The sequence below is a fragment of the Isoptericola sp. NPDC019482 genome (assembly GCF_040632295.1).
GTDB lineage: Bacteria > Actinomycetota > Actinomycetes > Actinomycetales > Cellulomonadaceae > Isoptericola.
In genome coordinates, this window is sequence record NZ_JBEYBQ010000050.1 from 1 (window position 1) to 21,764 (window position 21,764).

At 75.1% G+C, this 21,764-nt stretch carries 21 protein-coding genes, 1 pseudogene and 1 riboswitch; of the genes and pseudogenes, 11 read left to right on the top strand and 11 right to left on the bottom strand.

Annotated elements, in window-relative coordinates; genetic code table 11:
• The first annotated feature begins 205 nt into the window (after nucleotides 1-205).
• The 4 genes from ABZ493_RS20350 to ABZ493_RS20365 all read left to right on the top strand — a co-directional run bounded on the left by ABZ493_RS20350 (nucleotide 206) and on the right by ABZ493_RS20365 (nucleotide 3,958).
• Nucleotides 206-1,468, top strand: coding sequence for an AGE family epimerase/isomerase (locus ABZ493_RS20350; RefSeq protein ID WP_430583939.1), 1,263 nt, complete (start codon nucleotides 206-208; stop codon nucleotides 1,466-1,468).
• Nucleotides 1,465-1,920, top strand: a complete 456-nt coding sequence (locus ABZ493_RS20355) for an Rrf2 family transcriptional regulator (RefSeq protein ID WP_430583940.1) — start codon at nucleotides 1,465-1,467, stop codon at nucleotides 1,918-1,920. The genes ABZ493_RS20350 and ABZ493_RS20355 overlap by 4 nt, the downstream gene beginning before the upstream one ends.
• Nucleotides 1,921-2,098: 178 nt before the next feature.
• Nucleotides 2,099-3,025, top strand: a complete 927-nt coding sequence (locus tag ABZ493_RS20360; RefSeq protein WP_430583941.1) for a sulfite exporter TauE/SafE family protein — start codon at nucleotides 2,099-2,101, stop codon at nucleotides 3,023-3,025.
• A gap of 153 nt (nucleotides 3,026-3,178) precedes the next feature.
• On the top strand, nucleotides 3,179-3,958 hold the full coding sequence (locus ABZ493_RS20365) for a PAS domain-containing protein (protein ID WP_430583942.1): 780 nt from the start codon (nucleotides 3,179-3,181) through the stop codon (nucleotides 3,956-3,958).
• A 45-nt stretch (nucleotides 3,959-4,003) separates the two neighbouring features.
• Here the strand turns inward: ABZ493_RS20365 and ABZ493_RS20370 are convergent, their stop codons facing one another.
• On the bottom strand, nucleotides 4,004-4,270 hold the full coding sequence (locus tag ABZ493_RS20370; RefSeq protein ID WP_429766307.1) for a DUF4235 domain-containing protein: 267 nt from the start codon (nucleotides 4,268-4,270) through the stop codon (nucleotides 4,004-4,006).
• Nucleotides 4,271-4,429: 159 nt separating this feature from the next.
• A riboswitch (TPP riboswitch) is annotated at nucleotides 4,430-4,534 on the top strand.
• A 71-nt stretch (nucleotides 4,535-4,605) separates the two neighbouring features.
• Here ABZ493_RS20370 and ABZ493_RS20375 point away from each other — a divergent pair.
• The 4 genes and pseudogenes from ABZ493_RS20375 (at nucleotide 4,606) to ABZ493_RS20390 (ending at nucleotide 8,708) form a co-directional block, all read left to right on the top strand.
• Nucleotides 4,606-5,673, top strand: coding sequence for a thiamine ABC transporter substrate-binding protein (locus ABZ493_RS20375; protein ID WP_430583943.1), 1,068 nt, complete (start codon nucleotides 4,606-4,608; stop codon nucleotides 5,671-5,673).
• A gap of 131 nt (nucleotides 5,674-5,804) precedes the next feature.
• On the top strand, nucleotides 5,805-7,451 hold the full coding sequence (locus ABZ493_RS20380) for an iron ABC transporter permease (RefSeq protein WP_430583956.1): 1,647 nt from the start codon (nucleotides 5,805-5,807) through the stop codon (nucleotides 7,449-7,451).
• Nucleotides 7,451-8,188, top strand: a pseudogene (locus ABZ493_RS20385) (ABC transporter ATP-binding protein); the annotation flags it as partial. The gene ABZ493_RS20380 and the pseudogene ABZ493_RS20385, both read left to right, overlap by 1 nt.
• A 76-nt stretch (nucleotides 8,189-8,264) precedes the next feature.
• Complete coding sequence (locus ABZ493_RS20390; protein WP_430583944.1) at nucleotides 8,265-8,708, top strand: hypothetical protein; 444 nt, start codon at nucleotides 8,265-8,267, stop codon at nucleotides 8,706-8,708.
• A 3-nt stretch (nucleotides 8,709-8,711) separates the two neighbouring features.
• Here ABZ493_RS20390 and ABZ493_RS20395 read toward each other — a convergent pair whose 3' ends face one another.
• Both ABZ493_RS20395 and ABZ493_RS20400 read right to left on the bottom strand, forming a co-directional pair.
• On the bottom strand, nucleotides 8,712-9,353 hold the full coding sequence (locus ABZ493_RS20395; RefSeq protein ID WP_430583957.1) for a response regulator transcription factor: 642 nt from the start codon (nucleotides 9,351-9,353) through the stop codon (nucleotides 8,712-8,714).
• A gap of 71 nt (nucleotides 9,354-9,424) precedes the next feature.
• Nucleotides 9,425-10,681 carry a histidine kinase gene (locus tag ABZ493_RS20400; protein WP_430583945.1) on the bottom strand — a complete coding sequence of 419 codons (1,257 nt, stop codon included), beginning with the start codon at nucleotides 10,679-10,681 and terminating at the stop codon, nucleotides 9,425-9,427.
• A 164-nt stretch (nucleotides 10,682-10,845) separates the two neighbouring features.
• Here ABZ493_RS20400 and ABZ493_RS20405 point away from each other — a divergent pair, with 164 nt between their 5' ends.
• Entirely contained in the window at nucleotides 10,846-11,328 is a 483-nt protein-coding gene (locus tag ABZ493_RS20405) for a DUF6069 family protein (RefSeq protein ID WP_430583946.1), read from the top strand.
• On the opposite strand, the gene ABZ493_RS20410 is transcribed toward ABZ493_RS20405, so the two are convergent.
• Nucleotides 11,291-12,430, bottom strand: a complete 1,140-nt coding sequence (locus ABZ493_RS20410; protein WP_430583947.1) for a PrsW family intramembrane metalloprotease — start codon at nucleotides 12,428-12,430, stop codon at nucleotides 11,291-11,293. The genes ABZ493_RS20405 and ABZ493_RS20410 overlap by 38 nt on opposite strands.
• Before the next feature lie 97 nt (nucleotides 12,431-12,527).
• Between ABZ493_RS20410 and ABZ493_RS20415 the strand changes: the two genes are divergently transcribed.
• Nucleotides 12,528-13,142, top strand: coding sequence for a dihydrofolate reductase family protein (locus ABZ493_RS20415; protein WP_430583948.1), 615 nt, complete (start codon nucleotides 12,528-12,530; stop codon nucleotides 13,140-13,142).
• Here ABZ493_RS20415 and ABZ493_RS20420 read toward each other — a convergent pair.
• The 7 genes from ABZ493_RS20420 to pgi all read right to left on the bottom strand — a co-directional run bounded on the left by ABZ493_RS20420 (nucleotide 13,121) and on the right by pgi (nucleotide 21,053).
• Nucleotides 13,121-14,731, bottom strand: coding sequence for a fused response regulator/phosphatase (locus ABZ493_RS20420; protein ID WP_430583949.1), 1,611 nt, complete (start codon nucleotides 14,729-14,731; stop codon nucleotides 13,121-13,123). The two genes, ABZ493_RS20415 and ABZ493_RS20420, sit on opposite strands and share 22 nt — an antisense overlap.
• The gene (locus tag ABZ493_RS20425; protein WP_430583950.1) at nucleotides 14,728-16,491 is read right to left on the bottom strand and encodes an ATP-binding protein; all 1,764 of its coding nucleotides are present in this window, start codon (nucleotides 16,489-16,491) and stop codon (nucleotides 14,728-14,730) included. Before ABZ493_RS20425 ends, ABZ493_RS20420 begins: the two co-directional genes overlap by 4 nt.
• Nucleotides 16,488-17,528, bottom strand: coding sequence for an ATP-binding protein (locus ABZ493_RS20430; protein ID WP_430583951.1), 1,041 nt, complete (start codon nucleotides 17,526-17,528; stop codon nucleotides 16,488-16,490). Before ABZ493_RS20430 ends, ABZ493_RS20425 begins: the two co-directional genes overlap by 4 nt.
• Entirely contained in the window at nucleotides 17,525-17,944 is a 420-nt protein-coding gene (locus ABZ493_RS20435; RefSeq protein WP_429766326.1) for an ATP-binding protein, read from the bottom strand. Before ABZ493_RS20435 ends, ABZ493_RS20430 begins: the two co-directional genes overlap by 4 nt.
• Nucleotides 17,941-18,348: an STAS domain-containing protein gene (locus ABZ493_RS20440; protein WP_430583952.1), complete on the bottom strand. Its 408-nt coding sequence runs from the start codon at nucleotides 18,346-18,348 to the stop codon at nucleotides 17,941-17,943. The genes ABZ493_RS20435 and ABZ493_RS20440 overlap by 4 nt, the downstream gene beginning before the upstream one ends.
• Nucleotides 18,345-19,178 (bottom strand): STAS domain-containing protein, encoded by an 834-nt coding sequence (locus tag ABZ493_RS20445; RefSeq protein WP_430583953.1) that lies wholly within the window; start codon nucleotides 19,176-19,178, stop codon nucleotides 18,345-18,347. The genes ABZ493_RS20440 and ABZ493_RS20445 overlap by 4 nt, the downstream gene beginning before the upstream one ends.
• Before the next feature lie 156 nt (nucleotides 19,179-19,334).
• The gene (gene pgi, locus ABZ493_RS20450; RefSeq protein WP_430583954.1) at nucleotides 19,335-21,053 is read right to left on the bottom strand and encodes a glucose-6-phosphate isomerase; all 1,719 of its coding nucleotides are present in this window, start codon (nucleotides 21,051-21,053) and stop codon (nucleotides 19,335-19,337) included.
• A gap of 103 nt (nucleotides 21,054-21,156) precedes the next feature.
• Between pgi and ABZ493_RS20455 the strand changes: the two genes are divergently transcribed.
• A complete protein-coding gene (locus ABZ493_RS20455; RefSeq protein WP_430583955.1) occupies nucleotides 21,157-21,642 on the top strand; it encodes a DUF1269 domain-containing protein in 486 nt (161 codons plus the stop codon).
• The last annotated feature ends 122 nt before the right edge of the window (nucleotides 21,643-21,764 follow it).

Consider the following 21,764-nt stretch of genomic DNA (forward strand, 5'->3'; position numbering starts at 1 on the left):
CTGCCCTCGCGAGGGGGTGGGAGAGTAGGACGCCGCCGGACACCCATTCACGAAAGGCCCACCCCACCCGGGGTGGGCCTTTCGCATACCCGGACACGCGCATACCCGGACCCACGCGCCGGCGAGCGCTGGGCGGGCCGGATGACCTTGGGCGCGCGCGGGATCCCGAGGGCCGCCGCGGCGCACGGGCCGATAGGCTCGGCGGGTGACTGGAGCACCGCACCTTCCTTCCGATGGTCCGACGCCGTCCTGGCGCGCCGAGCACTTCGTGAGCCTGCTGGAGTTCGCGCGACCGTCCCTGGGGAAGGACGGCGCCGCGGGCTGGCTCGACGACGACGGCGCCGTCGACCCCACACAGCCTGAGCACCTCTGGATCACCTGCCGGATGACGCACTCCTTCGGGCTCGGGCACCTCCTGGGCGTCGAGGGCGCGGGAGCCCAGCTCGAGCGCGGGATCTCGGGGCTGGCGCGGACGCTGGCCGACGGGGAGCACGGTGGCTGGCTCGCGTCTCGGGGACCGGGTCCGTCGCTCGACGGGATCAAGCAGGCCTACGGTCACGCGTTCGTGGTGCTGGCAGGCTCGACCGGGACCGTCGCCGGCGCGCCGGGGGCCGTGACCCTGCTCGAGGCCGCGCTGTCGGTGCTGGACCGGCGGTTCTGGGAGGCCGACCACGAGCTGCACCTCGATGAGCGCTCGCGCGACTGGGACACGGTGGACCCGTACCGCGGTGTCAACGCGAACATGCACTCCGTCGAGGCGCTCCTCGCCGCGCACGACGCCACGGGGGAACGCCGCTGGCTAAACCGCGCGGCCACCATCGCCGACCGGGTGATCGGCTGGGCGTCGGACAACGACTGGCGTATCCCGGAGCACTTCGACGCGGCGTGGCGGCCGCAGCTCGAGTTCAACGCCGACCGTCCGCACGACCCGTTCAAGCCGTACGGCGCGACGCCGGGGCACGGGCTGGAATGGGCGCGGCTGCTGCTGCAGGTGGACGTCGCCGGGTCCACCCCGGGGCGGCGTACCGACGCCGCACGACGACTGTTCGACCGTGCCGTGACGGACGGCTGGGAGGGCGCGGGCGGCGGGTTCGTGTACACGACGGACTGGTCGGGCACCCCCGTCGAGGCGCGACGCTTCCACTGGGTGGCCGCCGAGGCGGTGGCCGCCGCCGACGTCCTGCACCGCACGACCGGTGAGGCGCGCTACGCCGAGCTCGCCGACGGGTGGTGGGCGTGGATCGACGCCCACCTGGTGGACCACGAGCGTGGCTCCTGGTTCCACGAGCTCGACACGGAGAACCGCCCGTCCGGACGGACCTGGATCGGCAAGCCCGACGTCTACCACGCGGCCCAGGCCGTCATCCTGCCGGACCTGCCCCTGACCGGCTCGTTCGCGGCGTCCGCCCGGCAGGCCGGGCCCCTGCTGGCCGGCGCCCGGCTGGGCGAAGCGGACGCGGCGTCGTGAGGATCTCCGCGAAGGCCGACTACGCGGTGCGGGCGGCCGCCGAGCTCGCGACGTCGGACGGCGGGCCGGTCCCCGCCGAGGCGCTCGCCCGTGCGCAGCAGGTGCCGCACCGGTTCCTCGAGGCGATCCTCAGCGACCTGCGGCGCGAGGGGATCGTCGCGAGCCGCCGGGGGGCCGGCGGGGGGTACGTGCTCGCCCGCCCGGCCGACAAGGTGACCGTCGCCGACGTGGTGCGAGCCGTGGACGGGCCGCTGGTGTTCGTGCGCGATGCGCGGCCCTCCGACCTGGAGTACACCGGCGCGGCCGCGTCGCTGCTGCACGTGTGGGTGGCGCTGCGGATGAACGTGCGGGCCGTGCTGGAACAGGTGACCCTGGCGGACCTCGCGACGGGGAAGATCCCGGACGTCGTGCGCCGGCTCACCGAGCAGGAGTCGGCGTGGGTCAACCCCTGACGACGACCTCAGCCGCCTGACCCCGCCGCGGGCGCCACCGCATTCGCGTCCCGCGGTCCATCGGCACATCTCACGATACAGACACATCGCTGAGACCGTTGAATCCGATAGAGCCGATCGGGTAACTTCGTCATGGACGCGGCGGACCGGCTGCCGCGCCGAAACGGAGGGAACCCCCGTGCGGACTCTCGTCCTCCTCGCCCTCGTGGGCCTCGGTGCGCAGCTCGTCGACGGCAGCCTCGGCATGGCCTACGGCGTCACCTCGACGACCCTGCTGCTCGCGATCGGCACCAACCCCGCGGCGGCGTCCGCGACCGTCCACCTCGCCGAGGTCGGCACCACCCTGGCCTCCGGTGCGTCGCACTGGCGGTTCGGGAACGTCGACTGGAAGGTCGTCACGAAGATCGGCATCCCCGGCGCGATCGGCGCGTTCGCCGGCGCGACGTTCCTGTCCTGGCTGTCGACCGAGATCGCCAAGCCGCTGATGTCGATCCTGCTGCTCGGCCTGGGCCTCTACGTGCTGCTGCGGTTCACGCTCCGCGGGCTGCGCACGGACCGCCTGGGGCAGCCGCTGCGCAAGCGGTTCCTCACGCCGCTCGGGCTGGTCGCCGGGTTCATGGACGCCACCGGCGGCGGCGGCTGGGGGCCGGTGGGCACGCCCGCCATCCTCGCGAGCGGCCGCATGGAGCCCCGCAAGGTGATCGGCTCGATCGACACCAGCGAGTTCTTCGTGGCCGTCGCCGCGAGCCTCGGCTTCCTCTTCGGCCTCGGGACCGCGGGCATCAACCCGACCTGGGCCCTGGCGCTGCTCATCGGTGGCCTGATCGCGGCGCCGATCGCCGCATGGCTCGTCCGCCTGGTGCCGCCGCGCGTCCTCGGTTCCGCCGTCGGCGGGATCATCGTGCTCACCAACGTCCGCACCCTGCTGAGCCTCGACGAGTTCCCGGTGAGCGACGGAGTACGGGGTCTCGTCCTCGGGCTCATCGCCGTCGGCTGGGCCGCCGCCGTCACCTACTCGTTCCGCGAGCACCGCAAGGCGGTCGCCGCGGAGCGGGCCGAGGCGGCCGGCGAGCACCCCGAGGCCGCTGCGACGACGGTCGCCTGACGCCTGCCCCGGCAGGGCCGAGGCCACCGACGACACCACCGCCACCGCACGTCACCCGCCGTGCGGTGGCGGTGTCGTGCCGTCCCGGTACCGTGGTGGAGCCAGGAGAACTGCGCGCCGGACCCAGCTGCACGGCACTGGGGGGTGAGCCTCATGTCCAGCACGCCCAACGACACACCGCGCCGCGAGCTCGTCGCCCTCGCGGAGCTGCTGGGCGCCGGGAGCCAACTGCTCGTCGGCCGGTACCGCGTCGACGTCGCCACGGGGGAGTGGTGGTGGTCGGACGAGGTCTTCCGGATCTTCGGCCGTGAGCCGGGCAAGATCCCGCCGGGGCCGGAGGTGCTGCGCGCCCACCTGCACCCCGACGACCGCGAGCGGCTCTCCCGGACGGCGGTGGTCGCGCTCGGCACCGGGCGGCCGTTCTCGGGCGCGCACCGCGTCGTGGACGACCACGGGCGCACCCACACCGTCGTCGTCACCGGACAGGGGAGGCACGGGGCCGACGGCGCGTCGTCGCAGATCGTCGGCTACGTCATCGACGCGAGCCCGGTCGTGCGGGACGCGCTGGAGCGCGAGGCGCACCGCGCCGTCTCCCGCGCTTTCGTCGCGGCCGCGGCGGCCGAGCAGGCCAAGGGCGCCATCATGGCGGTCTGCGGCGTCGACGAGTCGGTCGCCAACGAGGTGCTCGCGGACGCCGGCGCGCAGGTCGGGATCTCCGCCCAGTCGGCGGGGGAACAGGTGATGAAGGGGCTCGCACGGCCGGTCGGGGACCGCGACGCCGCGCTCACGGCGGCGGAGGTGGTGCGGTCGGCCCCGCCGGCCCAGGACGCGGCGGACCGGCTCAGCCAGGCGCTCGCCACCGTGCGGCCGGTGGACCGGCCGCACGGTCACGACGCGCAGCTCGCCCGCCGGCGTCCGCGCGCGAGCCACTGACGCGCGAGAACTGACCCGCAGGGCGGGCCGTTAGGGGTTGCGGGGTCAGCGGCCGGGGACGAACCGGGCCGCCGCGCGCACGGCGCCCTTGCGGGCGAGGCGCTTCGCGAGCACCGCGACCCCGCCCGAGACCGCGGCGAAGGTGACGGCCTGGATGATCGAGATCTCGTCGTCGTCCACGTTGGTGGGCGCCACGCTGCCCGTCGTCTTCTCCCAGACCACGCCGATCAGCTTCTGCGCGACCCATCCGGCGGCGATCGTCAGCACCACCGTGCCGACCTTCACGCCCAGCGGCTGCTCGGTGTCCGTCACGTGCTCTCCCTCGGTAGGTCCCGGCGCGGCCGCGGCATGACCGCGCGTCGTCTCGCGTGCGTCCGCGGCCTCCGGGCGGCGTCACGGCACGTCAGGCACGTCACACCCCGTGGCCGAGGACGGGACCACGGTAGCGCGGCGTCGACGGGTAGGCTCGTGGTGATACGACAGGGGAGCGCCCACCGGCGCTGAGAGTGCGGACCGCCGCAGACCCTCGAACCTGACCCGGTTAGCACCGGTGGAGGAAGTCGGGAATCTCGATCCCTGCGGACGGCCGCACCACGACGGTGCCGGGTGCCCGCAGGACCCCCTTCTCGCACCTTGAGGAGGACAGCATGAAGCTGACGACCACGGCCACGGCCGCCACCGCGGGCGTCGTCGCCCTGCTGCCGCTGCTGGCGGCGTGCGGCGGGACGCCCACCGACGACGCGACCGGCGCGGCGTCGGACACGGTCACGCTCGTCACCCACGACTCGTTCGCGGTCTCCGACGACGTCCTGGCCGCGTTCGAGAAGGAGTCCGGCCTCACCGTCGAGCAGGTGGCCCCCGGGGACGCGGGCACGCTGGTGAACCAGCTCGTGCTCACCAAGGACGCGCCGCTGGGCGACGTCGTCTTCGGCGTGGACAACACGTACGCGTCGCGGGCCGTGGACGCCGGGGTCTTCGAGGAGTACCAGCCGGCCGACCTCGCCCCGGAGGTCGCGGCCTACGCGCCCGACGACCTGGCCGGCACCCTGACGCCGGTCGACGTGGGCGACGTGTGCATGAACCTCGACGACGGCTGGTTCGAGCAGAACGGCGTCACGCCCCCGACGACGCTCGAGGACCTCGCGAAGCCGGAGTACGCGGACCTCACCGTCGTGACCAACCCGGCGACGTCGTCCCCCGGCCTCGCGTTCCTGCTCGCGACGATCGGCGCCTTCGGCACGGACGGCTGGGAGGCCTACTGGGCCGACCTGCGCGACAACGGCCTCAAGGTGGCCGAGAGCTGGGAGGACGCGTACTACGTGGACTTCTCCGGCGCCGGCGAGGGCGGGCAGCGCCCGATCGCGCTGTCCTACGCGACGTCGCCCGCGTTCACCGTGAGCGACGACGGGAAGACCTCCGCCACCAGCGCGATGCTCGACACCTGCTTCCGGCAGGTCGAGTACGCGGGCGTGCTGGCGGGCGCCGAGAACCCCGAGGGCGCCAAGAAGCTCGTGGACTTCCTGACGAGCGCCGAGTTCCAGGCCGACGTGCCCGGCCAGATGTACATGTACCCCGCGGACCCGGACGTGGAGCTGCCCGCCGACTGGCAGCAGTTCGCGCCCCTGGCCGACGAGCCGTTCGAGGTGGCGCCCGCGGACGTCGCCGCGCACCGCGACGAGTGGATCGAGCAGTGGACGGCGACGGTCGTCGGCTGACGCGCCCCGTGCCCCGCGTCCCGGCCGGCACCGCCCGCCCGGCCCCCCGGGCGGCGCGGTCGCGCGCCGAACGGTGGCGCGGAGACCGGTGGGGCGCGTGGCTCGGCTGGGGTGTCGCCGTCGCGCTCCCGCTGGGCTTCCTCGCGGTCTTCTTCGCGTGGCCGGTGGTGTCGCTCGTCCTGCAGGGGTTCTTCACCGAGACCGCGGCGGGGCGGGAGCTCGACCTGTCCGGCTTCGCGGAGGTGCTGTCCCAGGAGCGCACGTGGCGGATCGTCGGGCAGACGCTCGCCCAGGCGCTCACCGGCACGCTGCTGTCGGTGCTGCTGGGGCTGCCCGGCGCGTACGTGCTCTACCGGTGCCGGTTCCCCGGGCGCACCCTGGTGCGGGGCCTGGTGACGGTGCCGTTCGTGCTGCCCAGCGTCGTCGTCGGCGTCGCGTTCCGTGCGCTCTTCGCGCCCGGCGGGCTGCTCGGCTGGGCTCACCTGGAGGAGAGCTTCGCCGGCATCGTGCTGGCGCTGGTGTTCTTCAACTACGCGGTGGTGGTGCGCACCGTCGGCGGCATGTGGGAGCGGCTCGATCCCCGCGCCGAGCAGGCCGCCCGCGCGCTCGGCGCGACGCCCTGGCGCGCGTTCCGCACCGTGACGCTGCCCGCGCTCGGCCCGGCGATCGCGTCGGCCGCCGCGGTGGTGTTCCTGTTCTGCGCGACGGCGTTCGGCGTCGTGCTGGTGCTCGGCGGCCTGCGCTACGGCACGATCGAGACGGAGATCTGGACCCGCACCACCCAGTTCCTCGACCTGCGCTCCGCGGCGGTGCTGTCGGTGCTGCAGCTCGTGGTCGTCGCCGGCGCGCTGCTGGTCAGCTCGCGCGCGCGGGCGAAGCGGGAGCGGGCCCTGCACCTGACGAGCGACAGCGTGTCCGCGCACCGGCTGCGGCTGCGCGCGGGCGCTGACGGCACGGACCTCGTGCCGGCGCTCGTCACCCTCGTCGTCGTCGCCGGGCTCCTCGTGCTGCCCATGGCGGGCCTCGTCACCCGGTCGCTGCGCGCGCCAGACGGGTCCTGGGGCCTCGACAACTACGTCGCCCTCGGCACCACGGGCGGTCGCAACGCCCTCACCGTCACGGTGTGGGAGGCGCTCGGCAACTCGCTGCGCACCGCGGCGTGGGCCGCGCTGATCGCCGTCGTCGTGGGCGGCCTCGTGGCGCTCGTGGTGTCCCGGCGCCCGCGGCGCGCGGGGCTGCGGCGCGCCGTCGGCGTGCTCGACGCCGCGTTCATGCTGCCGCTCGGCGTGTCCGCCGTGACGGTGGGCTTCGGCTTCCTCATCACGCTGGACGAGCCGCTCGGGCTCGACGTCGACCTGCGCACCTCCGGAGCGCTGGTGCCGATCGCGCAGGCGGTCGTCGCGATCCCGCTCGTGGTGCGCACGATGCTGCCGGTGCTGCGCGCCATCGACCCGCGGCTGCGCGAGGCGGCCGCCGCGCTGGGCGCGGCGCCCGGGCGGGTGCTGCGGACCGTCGACGGCCCGCTGGGCGCGCGGTCGCTCGGGCTGGCGATCGGGTTCGCGTTCGCCGTCTCGCTGGGCGAGTTCGGCGCGACGTCGTTCCTCGCGCGCCCCGACACGGCCACGCTGCCGGTGGTCATCTACCGGCTGATCGGGCGGCCCGGGGCCGAGAACTACGGGATGGCGCTCGCGGCGTCCGTGGTGCTGGCCGTGCTCACCGCGACCGTCATGATGGTGGCCGAGCGCCTGCGCGGCGACCGGCCGGGAGGGGAGTTCTGATGGAGCAGGGCCAGACGACGGGGCTCGCCGTGCGCGACGCCGTCGTGCGATACGGCGCCACGCGCCGCCGGGCGGGGGCGGTCGCGGTCGACGGCGTGTCGCTCGACGTCGCGGCCGGCGAGATCGTCGCGCTGCTCGGGCCGAGCGGCTGCGGCAAGTCGTCGCTGCTGCGCGCCGTCGCCGGGCTGGAGCCGCTCGCGGGCGGGACCGTGGCGTTCGACGGCGAGGACCTCGCGGGCGTGCCCGTGCACCGGCGCGGCTTCGGCCTGCTCTTCCAGGACGGGCAGCTCTTCCCGCACCGGGACGTCGGCCGGAACGTCGCCTACGGGCTCGAGACCCAGGGCGTGCCCCGCGCCGAGCGGGCCGCGCGCGTCGCGGAGCTGCTCGCCGACGTCGGCCTGGCCGGGTACGCGGGCCGGTCGGTCGCGACGCTGTCCGGCGGGGAGAAGCAGCGCGTCGCGCTCGCCCGCTCCCTCGCGCCGCGCCCGCGCCTGCTGCTGCTCGACGAGCCGCTGTCCGCGCTCGACCGCCGGCTGCGCGAGCGGCTCGCCGTCGACGTCCGCGACACCCTCACGGCCACCGGCACCACCGCCGTCTTCGTCACGCACGACCACGACGAGGCGTTCACCGTCGCCGACCGCGTGGCCGTCATGGACGCCGGGCGGCTGCTCCAGGTGGACGCCCCCGACGTGCTGCTGCGGGCGCCCGCGACCCCGCGCGTCGCGGAGTTCCTGGGCCTGTCCGCGGACGGCGTCGCCGACGACTCCGAGCCGTCCGGTGCAAGGACTGCCGCCGTGACGACATCATCGGGGCATGACGTGGTCTGACGGCCGGAGCCGGCGGCCCCTCGCGGCGGCGTGCGGCATGGCGTGCCTCGTGCTGCTGGCCGCGTGCGGCGCGGGCGACGGCGAGGACGTCTTCGCCGCCCGCGACCCCCTGCCGACCTGCGGGGAGGTGACCGCGCGCCCGGACCTCGGCGAGGACGAGCCGGAGGCGGAGCTGGCCGAGGCGTTCGCGTGCCTCGACGCGGCGGCGTCGGGCGCGGGGGCGGAGCTCGTCGTGCGCTCCCTGACCGTCGAGGGGGACCCGATCGTCGAGTACCACCGGGTCGGTCCCGGCATCGACGGGCTGGAGGTCTACGTCGACGGCACGCAGGACACGTACGGCGAACAGATCTGGACCTACCGGTCGTGCCCGGACACGGTGACCGCGTCGGAGCCGCTGGGCTGCTGGGAGTCGGGGCTCGTGGAGGGCTGAGCCCTACGCCTCGCCGGCGTCGTGCACGAGCAGGGCGACCTGCGTGCGGTTCTCCAGCCCCAGCTTGTCGAGCACGCTCGACACGTGCGCCTTCACCGTCGGGACGCTGAGGTACAGCCGGGCCGCGATGTCGGCGTTCGACGCGCCGCGGCCCAGCTCGACGGCGACGTCGCGCTCGCGGGAGGTGAGGGCGTCCAGCGCGGCCCGGGCGCGGTCGCGCGACCCGTCCGATCCGGCGACCGCCGCCATGAGCCGTCGCGCGACGTCGGGCGCCAGCACCGGCTCACCCGCGGCGGCCGCGTGCACGGCGGCGGCGATGCGGGCGGGCGGCATGTCCTTGAGGAGGTAGCCCGCGGCCCCGGCGCGCAGCGCTCCACCCACCTCCTCGGCGGTGTCGAACGTCGTGAGCACGACGACGGCCGGCGGCGACGGTCGGGCGCGCACCCGCCGGGTGGCCGCGATGCCGTCCACGCCCGGCATGCGCAGGTCCATGAGCACGACGTCGGCCGGGTGCGCGTCCAGCACGCCGGGGACGTCCGCGCCGTCGGCCGCCTCCGCCACGACCCGCATCCCGTGCGCGCCGTCCAGCATGAGTCGCAGGCCCGCGCGCACCAGCGCGTCGTCGTCCACCAGCACGATGCGCACGGGGGCGGTGTCGTCCACCGTCTCGTCCACAGGGCCGTCCACGGGGAGCGGGCCGGGCCCGGGCGTCGTCGTCACGCGTCCCACGGTAGCCACGCCTCCACCGCGAAGCCGCGCGACGCGACCGAGCCGCTGGCCGCGCCGGCGTCCGGGCCGGCAGCCAGCGTCCCGCCCAGCAGCGTGGCCCGCTCGCGCAGCCCGACCAGCCCCGTGCCCGTGCCCACCCCGTCCGGGGCGACGGCGCCGGGCGCCCTGCCGTCGTCGACCACGCGCACGCGGACCTCGCCCGGGGCGGTCGCGACGGTCACCCGCACGGCGGCGCCCGGCGCATGCCGGCGGGCGTTGGTCAACGACTCCTGCACGACCCGGAAGACGGCGGTCGCGACGGCGGCCGGCGGGGTGTCGTCGCCGTCGCGCTCGTAGGTCACGTCGGTGCCGGCGGCGCGGGAGTCGTCGACGAGCCGGCGCACGTCGTCGAGGCCGGGCACGGGGCCGAGGTCGTCCGGACCGGCGCGGAGCAGGCGGATGACCTGCCGCAGGTCCTCGAGGGCGTCGCTCACGCCGGCGCGGACCCGCCCCGCGGCGGCGGCGAGCTGGGCCGGGTCGGCGTCGGGGCGGTACTCCATCGCGCCCGCGGTGGCGGCCAGGAGGGAGAGGCGGTGGGCGAGGGTGTCGTGCATCTCGCGGGCGATGCGGGTGCGCTCGGCGGTGCGCGCCTCCGTCACCCGCCGCTCCTGCTCGGCCTCGGCGCGGCGGGCCCGGTCGCGCAGCGACCACAGCACGAGGGAGCGCTCGCGGCCGTACGCGCCCCAGCCGAAGAGCGCGGCGTGCACCGCGACGTCGCACAGCAGCCACCAGCCCAGCGGCAGCCCCACCGGCCGCCACAGCGCCTGGACGGCGTGCCCCAGCACACCCGCCCCCGCGACCCAGGCCGCCGTGCGCACCGGGTACCAGCGCGCCACCTGCAGCGTGCCGACGGTGGCCGCGGGGGTCGCCGCCCCCGACACCGCGGCCAGCGCTGCGAGCGCGAGCGCAGCGGGCACGCTGCGGCGCGTCATGAGGAGCGGGACGAGGGCGACCGCCACGACTCCCACCACGACGTCGACGGCGGTCGGGACGAGGTAGTACACGCCCGTCGTCACGTCGCGCGACGGCCCCGATCCCACGACGGCGGCCGTGGCGGCCGCCGTCAGCGCGGCGACCAAGACCCATGCCGCCAGCATGACGAACCGCGGCACGGGCGGGGGGCCCTGGTCGGGGGGTGGGCCCGGGGCGCCGGCCGGTCGGGGGCCGACCGCGTCGGGCTGCGGGGTGGTGCCGGTGGACCTCATGACCGGGACGCTACGGCGGGCCGTGGCGCCGCGACACCGACGAAAGTCGGGGGTGCGCCCGACCGGCGACCGGGCGACGACCGACGACGGCAGGGCGCGCGGCAGGCCCGCCGCGCGGGAACGTCGTCGTGCCGGCAGGGCGCCGGCGCCGAGGAGGGGACGACATGGGCACCACGACGAACAGGGCCGGCGCGACGCAGGGCCGCACGCACGGCAGCACGCCGGGGGGACCGGCCGGGCGCTCGTGGCGCGACCGGGCGTGGTGGAACCGTCCGCGGACCGTCGTGGTGGGCGCCGTGCTCGCCGGGGCGGTGGTGTTCCTCGTCGGCACGCTGGCAGGCGTGGACCCGCAGGTGCGTGCCGGGTCGGGCACCCTCGAGGTCACGATCTCCCTGGTGATCGCCACGAGCCTCACGGCGGCGCTGGGCGGCTGGGGCCTCCGCGCCCTCCTGCTGCGTCGCCCGGGCGGCGGCCGCACGACGTGGCTGGTGCTGAGCGGTGCCGTCCTGCTGGTGTCCCTGCTGGGCCCGCTGGGTGCCGCGAACGCCGGCGCGACGGTGCTGCTCCTGCTGGAGCACCTCGCCGTCGGCGGCGTGATCATGCTGGGCCTCAGCGGGGCTGAGCCTCGGGGCGCCAGAGCGGCGTGACGACGTGACGGGCCGCGAGCATGAGGGCCAGCAGGGGTCCGCGCTTCTGTTCGAAGGTTGCCTGGTCCACCAGCCCGCGGTCCAGGCGGCGGTGCAGCATCGCCAGCTCGGTCGCGGCCTGCTGGTAGTCCCGCATCGCGCGGGCCGGGCCGGCGCCGCCCGCGGCACGCACCTGGGCGCGGGCCCGCCGGCGCCCGGGCAGCGACGTGAGCATCACGACGTCCGGCAGGGCGACGACGCCGAGCGGACCGTACTGCGGCAGGTGCTGCGCGACGAGCGCCACGATGCCGGCGCGGTCGTGGCGGACGACGACGAGCAGCCCGACGACGATCCCGAGGCCCAGCAGGTAGACCGCCATGACGGCCTCGAGGCCGAGCGACGCGGCGCCGTTCCACAGCGCGTGGTACGTCATCGCGCCGAGCAGGCCGAGGAGCACCGGCCACACCCGGGCCCAGCCGCGTGGGGCGAGCGCCGCCGTCGCGATCCCCAGGCCCGTGAGGGACGTGCACAGCGGGTGGACCAGCGGCGACAGGAGGCCGCGCGCCACGAACGTCGCCGCCAGCCCCTCGGTACCGGCCACCGTGTAGTAGTGGATGTTCTCCACGGTGGCGAAGCCGAGGCCCACCATCGAGCCGTAGATGATCCCGTCGGTGGGCCCGTTGAGCTCGTGCCGCCGGAACCAGAGCATGCCCACGAGCACCAGCGCCTTGAGGGTCTCCTCGACGACGGGAGCGGTGACCACCGCCGTCGCGACGAAGCCCTCCTCCTGGCCGAGCAACGGTGTCCACAGCAGGGTGAGACCGGCCGTGTTGATCCCCATCGCGACCAGCACCGACACCCCGGCGCCCCACAGGAACGCGAGCACGAGGGCGTCCGGCGGCTCCGGCTCGAGGCGGTCGAGGGCGAGCACGCCCGCCAGCAGCAGCGGGAGGGGAAGGACGGCGAGGAACAGGCCCTCGAGGAACGTCGGGCCCTCCGCCGACGTCACCACCAGCGCGGCGAGCAGGCACGCCGACGACACCGCGATCGTCACGATGGCGCCCACCGACGGGCGGCGCGTGGGGCGCCCGTCGAGGATCGCGCGAGGGTCCAGGGCCGGCATGGGCCCTGATCCTAGGTGCGACGGGGCGGCGGCACCGCGATGATCTCCCCAGCGGACCAGGTCCACCCCGCCGTCCGCCCGTCCCGGAGGAGCCCTCATGGCCACGGTCGTGTCCACCCTGTTCATCTCGCTCGACGGCGTCGCGGAGATCGACCCCGCCTGGCACTTCCCCTACTTCGACGACCACATGTCCGCCGCCGTCGACGAGGACTACCAGGACACCGACGTGCTCCTGATCGGTCGTGTCACCTATGACAGCTTCGCCGGAGCCTGGCCCGAGCGGGAGGAGGCCGGCGAGGTCGACGCCCCGTTCGCCAAGCGGCTCGGAAACATGCGCAAGGTGGTCGCCACCCGCCAGGACGCCGACCTCGGCTGGCGCAACGTGGAGCGCCTCGACGGCGAGCTGCCGACCGCCGTCGAGGCGCTGAAGGCCCAGGACGGGGTCGAGAAGATCCTCGTGCCCGGGTCGTTGTCGGTCGTGCGCCAGCTCCTCGCCGCCGGGCTCCTCGACGAGCTGCGTCTGCTGGTGCACCCCGTCGCCGCCCGCCACGGCGAACGCCTCTTCGACGAGGGCGAGCCGATCTACCCGCTCACCCGGCTCCGCTCGGACGCGTTCCCGACCGGCGTCGTCCGGCTGGTCTACGCGCCGAGCGAGCTGCCGAACACGGCGGTGTACGACGACGTGAAGGGTCAGGTACCGAGCGGCGACTGAGGGGCGGGCCCGCGTCGCACGACCACGACGGCGACGTCGTCCTCCCGGCCGGCGTCGGCGAACCTGTCCACCAGGCGTGCGCACACCTCCGCGGGAGCGAGCCCGGCGAGCGTGCGGGCCGAGTCCACGAGCTCGTGGATGCCCTCTCGCAGGGTGCGGTCGCGGCGTTCGACGAGCCCGTCCGTGACGAGCACCAGGAGGTCCCCCGGGCCCAGCGCGTCGTGCCGCGGGGGCCGCTCGTCCGGGCTCGCCAGGCCCAGGAGGCGGGCCGGCGACTTCTCCGCGACCACCGTCCCGTCGGCCCGGACCACGAGGGGCGGCAGGTGGCCGGCGTCGGTCATCTCGACGCTGCCGTCCGAGGGGTCGACGACGCAGACGCACACCGTGGTGAGCTCCGGGTGGTCCTGTCGCAGCGAGTCGTTGAGCAGGTCGAGTGCGCGAGCGGTGTCGTGCCCCTCGCGCAGGTAGGCACGGAGGGTGAGGCGCACCTCGGCCATGACGGTGGCCGCCCGCAGCGAGTGCCCCTGGACGTCCCCGATCACGACGGCGACCCGGCCGTCGGGCAGGTCGAAGGCGTCGTAGAAGTCCCCGCCCACGTCCAGCCGTTCGTCCGACGCCTCGTAGCGGGCCGCGATCTCGAGGTCCCCGCGCACCGTCAGCCCGGACGGCAGGAGCCGGTGCTGCAGCGCCATCGCGATGCGGTGCTCCTCGGCGAACGACTTGAGGTTCCGCAGGGCCACGGTGATGGCCTCGGTGAACCGGGCGGCGACCTCGCGCTCCTCAGCCGGCGGGCTGCTGGAGGCGTCGTCGGCCTGCAGCGCCAGCCCGCCCACGAGCGTGCCCTCGGCGTCGCGCAGCCACACCGTCCACCAGGCGGACCGCGGCACGCCCGCCTGCGCCAGGAGGGGGACCCAGTGGTCGGGCACGTCGTCCGGGCCGAACGTGGCCGACGAGACCGGCCCCGGCGGCAGCACGGGGAGCGTCCCCCGCCCGCGCACCAGCGGCGCGCCCGGGGCCGGGCACACCGCGCGGACCACGGTCTGCGGGTCGACGACCACCATCGCCACGGCGGGTCGCCCGAGCACGGCGCAGGCGCCCTGGGCGACGAGGTCGGCCACGAGCTCCTGGGACCGGGCCTGGTGCAGGGGGGCGAGCGCGTCGGCGAGCGCCTCGAGCCGGCGCGCGGTGCGCCCGACGCCGCGCTGGGCGTCGTGCGTGCGGCACAGCGCGCCCACGGTGGCGAGGAATTCGTCCTGGTCGAGCGGCTCGGGCAGGTAGGCGTCCGCACCGCCGTCCAGCCCGGCGGTGCGTGCGGCGGCGTCGATGGAGGTGGCGGACACGTGCATCACCGGCACGTGGGCGGTCCGCGGGTCCGACTTGATCCGGCGGCAGACCTCGGACCCGGTGAGGTCCGGGAGGTTGACGTCGAGGACCACCGCGTCGATCGTCGCGGCCACCAGGCCCAGCGCCTCCGCGCCGGTCCCTGCCTCGAGCACGTCGAAGCCCGCGCCCCGCAGCCACGTCGCCATGACGTAGCGGTGCGCGCGGGTGTCGTCCACGACGAGGACGGTGCGGTCGGGGGGCGTCATCGCGAGCCCCCGTCGCGGAGCGCGCGCGCGAGGGCGTCGCCGTCGAGCGTCGACTTCGGCAGGAAGGGGGCGGGCGGCTCCAGCCCGGTCTGGTCGGGGGCCGGGCCGCTGGACATGAGCGCGACCACCAGGTGGGGGTGCTCGGCGCGGAGCCGCGCGAGCAGGGTCACGCCGTCGATCTCCGGCATCCGCACGTCCACGACGGCCGCGTCGGCACGGGCGTCCCGCAGCAGAGCGAGCGCGTGCCGCCCGTCGTGGGCGACGCTGACGCGGTCGGCGTCCTCGCGCAGCAGTCCGGCGACGTACGCGCCGTAGGACCGGTCGTCGTCGACGACCAGGACGTGCCCCAGCCCGGTCTCTGCGTCGGGCCCGGCCGTGGCGGGGGAGCGCGTGGCCGTCGGCACGGCCGTCGCGGAACCCGCCCCGGCCGCGGCCTCGACGGGGAGGACGACGGTGAACGTGCTTCCGACGTCGGGGACCGAGCTCGCCGTCAGCGTCCCGCCGAGAGCCTCGGAGGTGCGCCGGGCGTAGGGCAGGCCGAGGCCCGTGCCCCGGACGCTCGGCTGCAGCCGGTTGGGCACCTGGACGAACTCCTCGAAGACGGCGTCGAGCTGCTCGGGGTCGATCCCCAGCCCGGTGTCCTCGACGACGAAGCGCACGGCGTCGCCCTCGACGCGGGCGTCGAGGCGCACGCTGCCCCGTTCGGTGAACTTGACGGCGTTCGTCAGGAGGTTGCGCAGGACGCGCGCGACCAGACGTCGGTCGCTCACGAGCGCCAGCCCTGGCTCGCACGCGACCACCAGCTCCACCCCGTCGCGCACCAGGGGGTGCGTCGTGCCCCGGAGCTCGTCGAGCAGCGCCGGCACGTCGATCGGCGCGGGCGCGACGTCCTGGTGCCCGGCCTCCGCGCGCGCGAGGTCGAGGAGCTCGTCGACGAGGGTGAGCAGCGTGGCCGCGCTGTCGCGCACGAACTCCACCTGCTCGGCCTGGTCCCCGGACATCGTCGACGCCTGCAGCAGCGAGGTCAGCCCGATGATGGAGTTGACCGGGCTGCGCAGCTCGTGGCTGACGTTGCGCAGGAAGCGCGACTTGGCCTCGTTCGCGGCCGCCAGCTCCCGGCCGCGCTCGTCGAGCTCGGCGTACAGCGCGACGACACCGGTGTTGGTCTCCTCCAGCTCGGCGGAGAGCTGGTGGTACATCGCGAGGACGCCGCGGTTCGTCTCCTCCAGCTCGGTGTTGAGCCGGCGCAGCTCCTCCCGCTGCGACACCAGCTCGTCGTGCGTGCGCAGCAGCTCGGCGTTCTGCACCCGCAGCTCGTCGAGGGCGTTGGCCCCGTAGCCGACGGTGATCGCGCGGCGCAGGGCGTCGGTGGTCGCGGCGTCGAGGGGCGCGGAGGCGCCCAGCTCCACCACGAGGGTGACGTGGCGGCCGTCCGCGCCGAGCACGACCTCGTCGACGAGGCGCTGCGCCGCCGGGACGCCACCGTCGGCGGCGCTGCCCGTCGTGGCCAGGCCGGCGGCCGACTCGAGGTCGGCACGCAGGAGCGGCCGGGCGCCCCGGTCGAGGCCGATGGTGACCTCCACGGGCCCGAGCGCGACGGCCGCACGACCGACCTCGGAGAGCGCGGTGGCGACCCGCACCTGGGTGTGGACGTCGAGGCCCAGCGCGCGGGAGATCTCGCGGCCCGCGCGGCGCAGGGCGAGCAGGTCCGTGTCGCCCTCGAGCCGGGTGGCGAGGAGTGGGGTGCCGGTCGTCGTCACGGGGTGCCTCCCAGGGGGACGACCACGACGCACGCGTCGTCCCGTCGTACGGCGAAGTCGCGCATGAGCAGGCCCGCGACGACGAGGGGGGTGCGAGCCGTCAGCCCGGGGTAGGCGGCCAGGCTCGCGCGGTCGGTGAGCCCGTCGGAGTGCAGCACGAGCAGGTCACCGTCGCCGACGGGCACGGCGACCTCGCGGACGGCCCGTGCGTGGGTGCCGGCGATGCCCGGCTGGCTCACGAGGCTCCGCGGCCGGTCGGCGCCCTGCACGCTGCCGCCGATGTTGCCGAGCCCGGCGTGCCGCAGCGTCCCGCGCTCCACCCGCGAGACCGAGACCGCCGCGCCGCGCGTGCCGCCCAGAGCACCGTGGACCCGTGCGAGGAGCGCGGCGGGGCCGGCGGGCTCCGCCGCGAGGAACGCGCGGACCGCCGACTGCGACGCGACGGCGGCCAGGGGACCGTGGCCGAGCCCGTCGGCGACCAGGACCGAGGTCACGCCGTCGTCCGTCCGCAGGGCGAACGCGTCGCCGCAGACGTCCTGCCCGGTCATGGGTCGGGTCAGCCCCGCGCCCGGTACGGGCTCGGTGCGGGAGCCGGGAGACGCGAAGGTGGCGGCCACCACCGTGCCCTGCCCGGGCGCCGACCAGGCGTCCCACGAGGAGGTGAGCCTCGGCAGCGTGCCGAGCCCGATGCCGAGGGTGCCGCGCGAGGACACCCCGTCGCGCATCGCGGCGGCGAGGTCGCGCATGCCGGGGCCGGAGTCGACGGCCAGCACCTCGAGCGCGGCGTGGCCGTCCCAGCGGCGGACGCGCAGCAGCACCCGACCCGAGCCGGCGTGGCGGGTCTGGTTCGTCGCGAGCTCGGACACCACGAGTCCGGCCTCCGCGGCGCGCGTCTCGCCCAGCCCGAGCCTCAGCGCGGCCGTCGTCGCGGCACGACGCACCGCGCCGACCGCGGAGGGGTGGTCGACGGTGTGCCAGATCCCGGCCTCCAGGGCGACCGCCGCGTCGGGCGAGGACGACCCCGACGGGGAGATCATCGCGACCAGGTCACGATCTCGACCCGGGTCCCGGCCCCCGGTGCGGTGTCGATCGAGAACTGCTCCACCAGGCGCCGCGACCCGGACAGCCCGAGACCGAGCCCGTTCCCGCTGGTCCAGCCGTCGGTCAGCGCGAGGTCGAGGTCGGCGATGCCCGGCCCCTCGTCGGAGAAGACGGCCCGGACGCCGGACCGCCGGCCGTCCGCGACGAGCTCCACCTCGACCTCGCCGCCGCCGCCGTAGACCAGGGTGTTGCGGGCGAGCTCGCTGGCGGCCGTGACGAGCTTGGTCTGGTCGACGAGGGAGAGCCGCGCCTGCTGCGCGACCGTGCGGACGAGCTGTCGGACCCGGACCACGTCGGAGTCGGCACGCACCTCGAGCCGTTCCGTCGCCGTGGCCGAGGGCGCGGTCGTCATCTCGACTCTCGTTCGGCGGCCGCCGCGAGCAGCACGCTCTCGGCGGACTCGTGGGCCGGGGCGAGCATCGCGAGGCCGCGTTCCACGTCCAGCGCCGTGCGGACGCCGCCGAGGGACAGGCCCAGCTCCACCATCGTGATGGCCACGGCCGGCCGCATGCCGACGACCACGGTCTGCGCGTCGAGGACGCGGGAGATCGCGGCGACCGAGGCGAGCATCCGGCCGATGAAGCTGTCGACGATCTCCAGGCCGGAGATGTCGATGACGACGCCGCGCGCGCCCGTGCGCGTGATGCGCTCGGCCAGGTCCTCCTGCAGCTGCAGCGCGGTGTCGTCCTGGAGGTCCACCTGGATCGACACCAGCAGCGTCGACCCGATCTTGAGGATGGGGACGGAGTCGCTCACGCGGTCACCCCGGCAGACGAGCGACGACCCTCCCGCAGCGCGTCGACCAGGGCGTCCGCCAGCGTCGCGCGGGTGCGGATGTCCCCGAACTCGATGCCGAGCGCGACGACGGTCTGGGCGATCTGGGGACGGATGCCGCTGATCGTGCACTCCGCGCCCATCAGCCGCGCCGCGACGACCGTCCGCAGGAGGTGCTGGGCCACCTGCGTGTCGACCGCCGGCACGCCGGTGATGTCGATGATGGCCTGCGTGCTGCCCGTCTCGACGAGGGTGTTGAGCAGCTTCTCCATGACGACCTGGGTGCGGGCGGAGTCGAGGGTCCCCACCAGCGGGACCGCCACGATGCCCTCCCAGAGCTTGACGACCGGGGTCGACAGCTCCAGGAGCTGCTCGGCCTGCTCGCTGATGATCGACTCGCGGGCGGCGGCGAACGTCTCGAACGTGAACAGCCCGAGCTCGTCCACCAGGCGCAGCAGCGGCACGACGCGCGTCATGGTGTCGGCCGACCCGGCCAGCGCGTACAGCCCCTCCTTGAGCGCGAAGACGCCCACGGCGGTCTCCCGGGGCGTGAAGCCGAGCCGGGCGCGCGCGGCGGAGACGTCCGCCAGGATGCCGCGCAGCTGGTCGAAGGTCTCCGACTGCAGGTCGGAGCCCCCCGCCTGCAGGCCGTCGACGAGGGCCTGGTAGATGTCGGACTGCTCGCGCTCGAGCTCGCCGCGGGTGGTGCGCCCGCGCAGCTCGTCCACGGCGGCGTCCAGCCAGGCGGGGCGGATGGTCTCCGCATGGTCGACGAGGGTCTGTGCCAGGGCAGCCGGCGCGACAGCGGGCATCGCGGGTTCCTTCCGGAGGAGGGGGGCGGCCGTGTGCTCGACCGCGGTCAGTGTACGCAGGGCCGAGAGCGCCGCCGCACCGTCGTGCGGCAGCGCTCTCGTGACCTGCGGCGCGGTCCCCGGGCTCCGGCGAACTTCACCCGCTCGACGTCGGGGTCAGGCGCGGTGCTCCCGGTAGTAGCGGATGAGCGCCTGCGTGGACGAGTCCTGCGCGGCCAGCGCGGCGTCGTCGCCCGACACGGCGGGCGCGATCTCCAGCGCCAGCTTCTTGCCGAGCTCCACGCCCCACTGGTCGAAGCTGTCGATGCCCCACACGACGCCCTGCACGAAGGTGATGTGCTCGTACAGCGCGACGAGCTGACCGAGCACCGACGGCGTGAGCGCCGGCGCGACGATCGACGTCGTCGGCCGGTTCCCGGAGAAGACGCGGGCCGCCACGATCTCCTCGGCGGTGCCCTCGGCGCGCACCTCGTCCGCCGTCTTGCCGAAGGCGAGCGCCTTGGTCTGGGCGAAGAAGTTCGCGAGGAACAGCTCGTGCACGTCGGCACCCGCGGCGACGGCCTTGCCGTCGCCCTCGTCGTCCTTGAGCGGGTAGGCGGGGGTGGCGACGGCGATGAAGTCCGCCGGGATGAGGCGCGTGCCCTGGTGGATGAGCTGGTAGAAGGCGTGCTGGCCGTTGGTGCCCGGCTCGCCCCAGAACACCTCGCCCGTCTGGGTGGTGACGGGGGAGCCGTCCCAGCGCACCGACTTGCCGTTCGACTCCATCGTGAGCTGCTGGAGGTACGCCGGGAAGCGGTGCAGCTGCTGCGCGTACGGCAGGACGGCGTGCGTGTGGGCGCCGAGGAAGTTGCCGTACCAGATGTTCAGCATGCCCATGAGGACCGGCACGTTCTCCTCGAACGGCGCGTCGCGGAAGTGCTCGTCGACGGCGCGGAAGCCGGCCAGCAGGTCGCGGAAGACGTCGGGGCCGAACGCGATCGCCAGCGACGTGCCGATGGCGGAGTCCACCGAGTAGCGGCCGCCCACCCAGTCCCAGAAGCCGAACGCGTTGGCCGGGTCGATGCCGAAGTCGGCCACCTTGTCGAGCGCGGTCGAGACGGCCACGAAGTGCGCCTTGACCGCGGCCTGCTTCGCGTCGGGGTCGTCCTCGATGACGCCCGCCGCGATGAGGCTCTCCCACAGCCAGGCGCGGGCGAGGCGCGCGTTGGTGAGCGTCTCCAGCGTGCCGAACGTCTTGGACGCCACGACGAACAGCGTGGTCTCCGGGTCGAGGTCCGCCGTCTTCTGCGCGACGTCGGTCGGGTCGATGTTGGAGACGAACCGGGCCTCGATGGCGTCGGCGCCGGTGCGCCCGTACGGCTTGAGCGCCTCGTACACCATGACCGGCCCCAGGTCGGAGCCACCGATGCCGATGTTGACCACCGTGCGCACCGGCTTGCCCGTGATGCCCGACCACGACCCGTCGCGGACCTGGTCGGCGAACGCGCTCACCTTGTCGAGCTCGGCCTGGACGTCCGCGTCGACGTCCTGCCCGTCCACGACCAGCGGCGGCTGCGTGCCGGGGGCACGGCGCAGCGCCGTGTGCAGGACGGCGCGGTCCTCCGTGACGTTGATGTGCTCGCCGGTGAACATCGCCTCGACGCGCTCGGGCAGGTGCACCTCGTGCGCGAGGCGGACCAGCAGGTCCAGCGTCTCGTCCGTGGCGAGATTCTTCGAGAGGTCCACGTGCAGGTCGCCCGCGACGTGGGTCATGCGCGCGGCGCGGCCGGGGTCGGCGGCGAACCAGCCGCGCAGGTCGCCCCGGAACTCCTGGTAGTGGGCGTAGAGGTCGCCCCAGGAGGTCGTGGTGGTGGGATCGACGGGGGAGGAGGTCATGGGGCCCACGGTACTGACCGCCCCGCCCGGTTGCGCGGCCTGTTCACGCTGCCAGGATGACCACTGCCGGGGACGGACCCGGCCTGGCGCAACGGAGGCACGCATGGCGAATTTCACGGTCTGGAAGTTCGACGACCCGGGCGCGGCCGACCGCGCCTTCAAGGCCGTCAAGGGCGGCGAGGCGGACGGCCTGGTGAAGGTCGTCGACCACGCTGTGGTGAGCTGGCCGGAAGGCGCGAAGAAGCCCGACACGCACGGCTCGCACGACGACACCGCCAAGGCCTCGGGCTGGGGCGCCGTCTGGGGCCTGCTGCTCGGCGCGCTGTTCTTCCTGCCGGTCCTGGGGGCCGCCGCCGGGGCGGCGATCGCCGGCATCACCCGGTCGCTGTCCGACGTCGGGATCACCGCGAAGGACATCGACCAGATGAAGAAGGAGATCGTGCCCGGCACGTCGGCCCTGTTCATCGTGACCGAGCCGATCGACCCCGACCGGCTGGGCGAGCGGCTGCACGGCGTCAACGCGACGCTGGTCAGCACCAACCTCACCGACGCGGAGCGCCGGAACCTGCTGGAGGCGTTCGGCCAGTGACCCACCGCCGTCAGAGCGGGAATCGAGCGTGGGGGGGGGGGGGGGCGGGCCGGGCGCGGGGGGGGGGGGGGGGCCGCGCGGGCCACACCGGGGGGGGGGGGGGGGGGGGGCCCCCGCCCCCC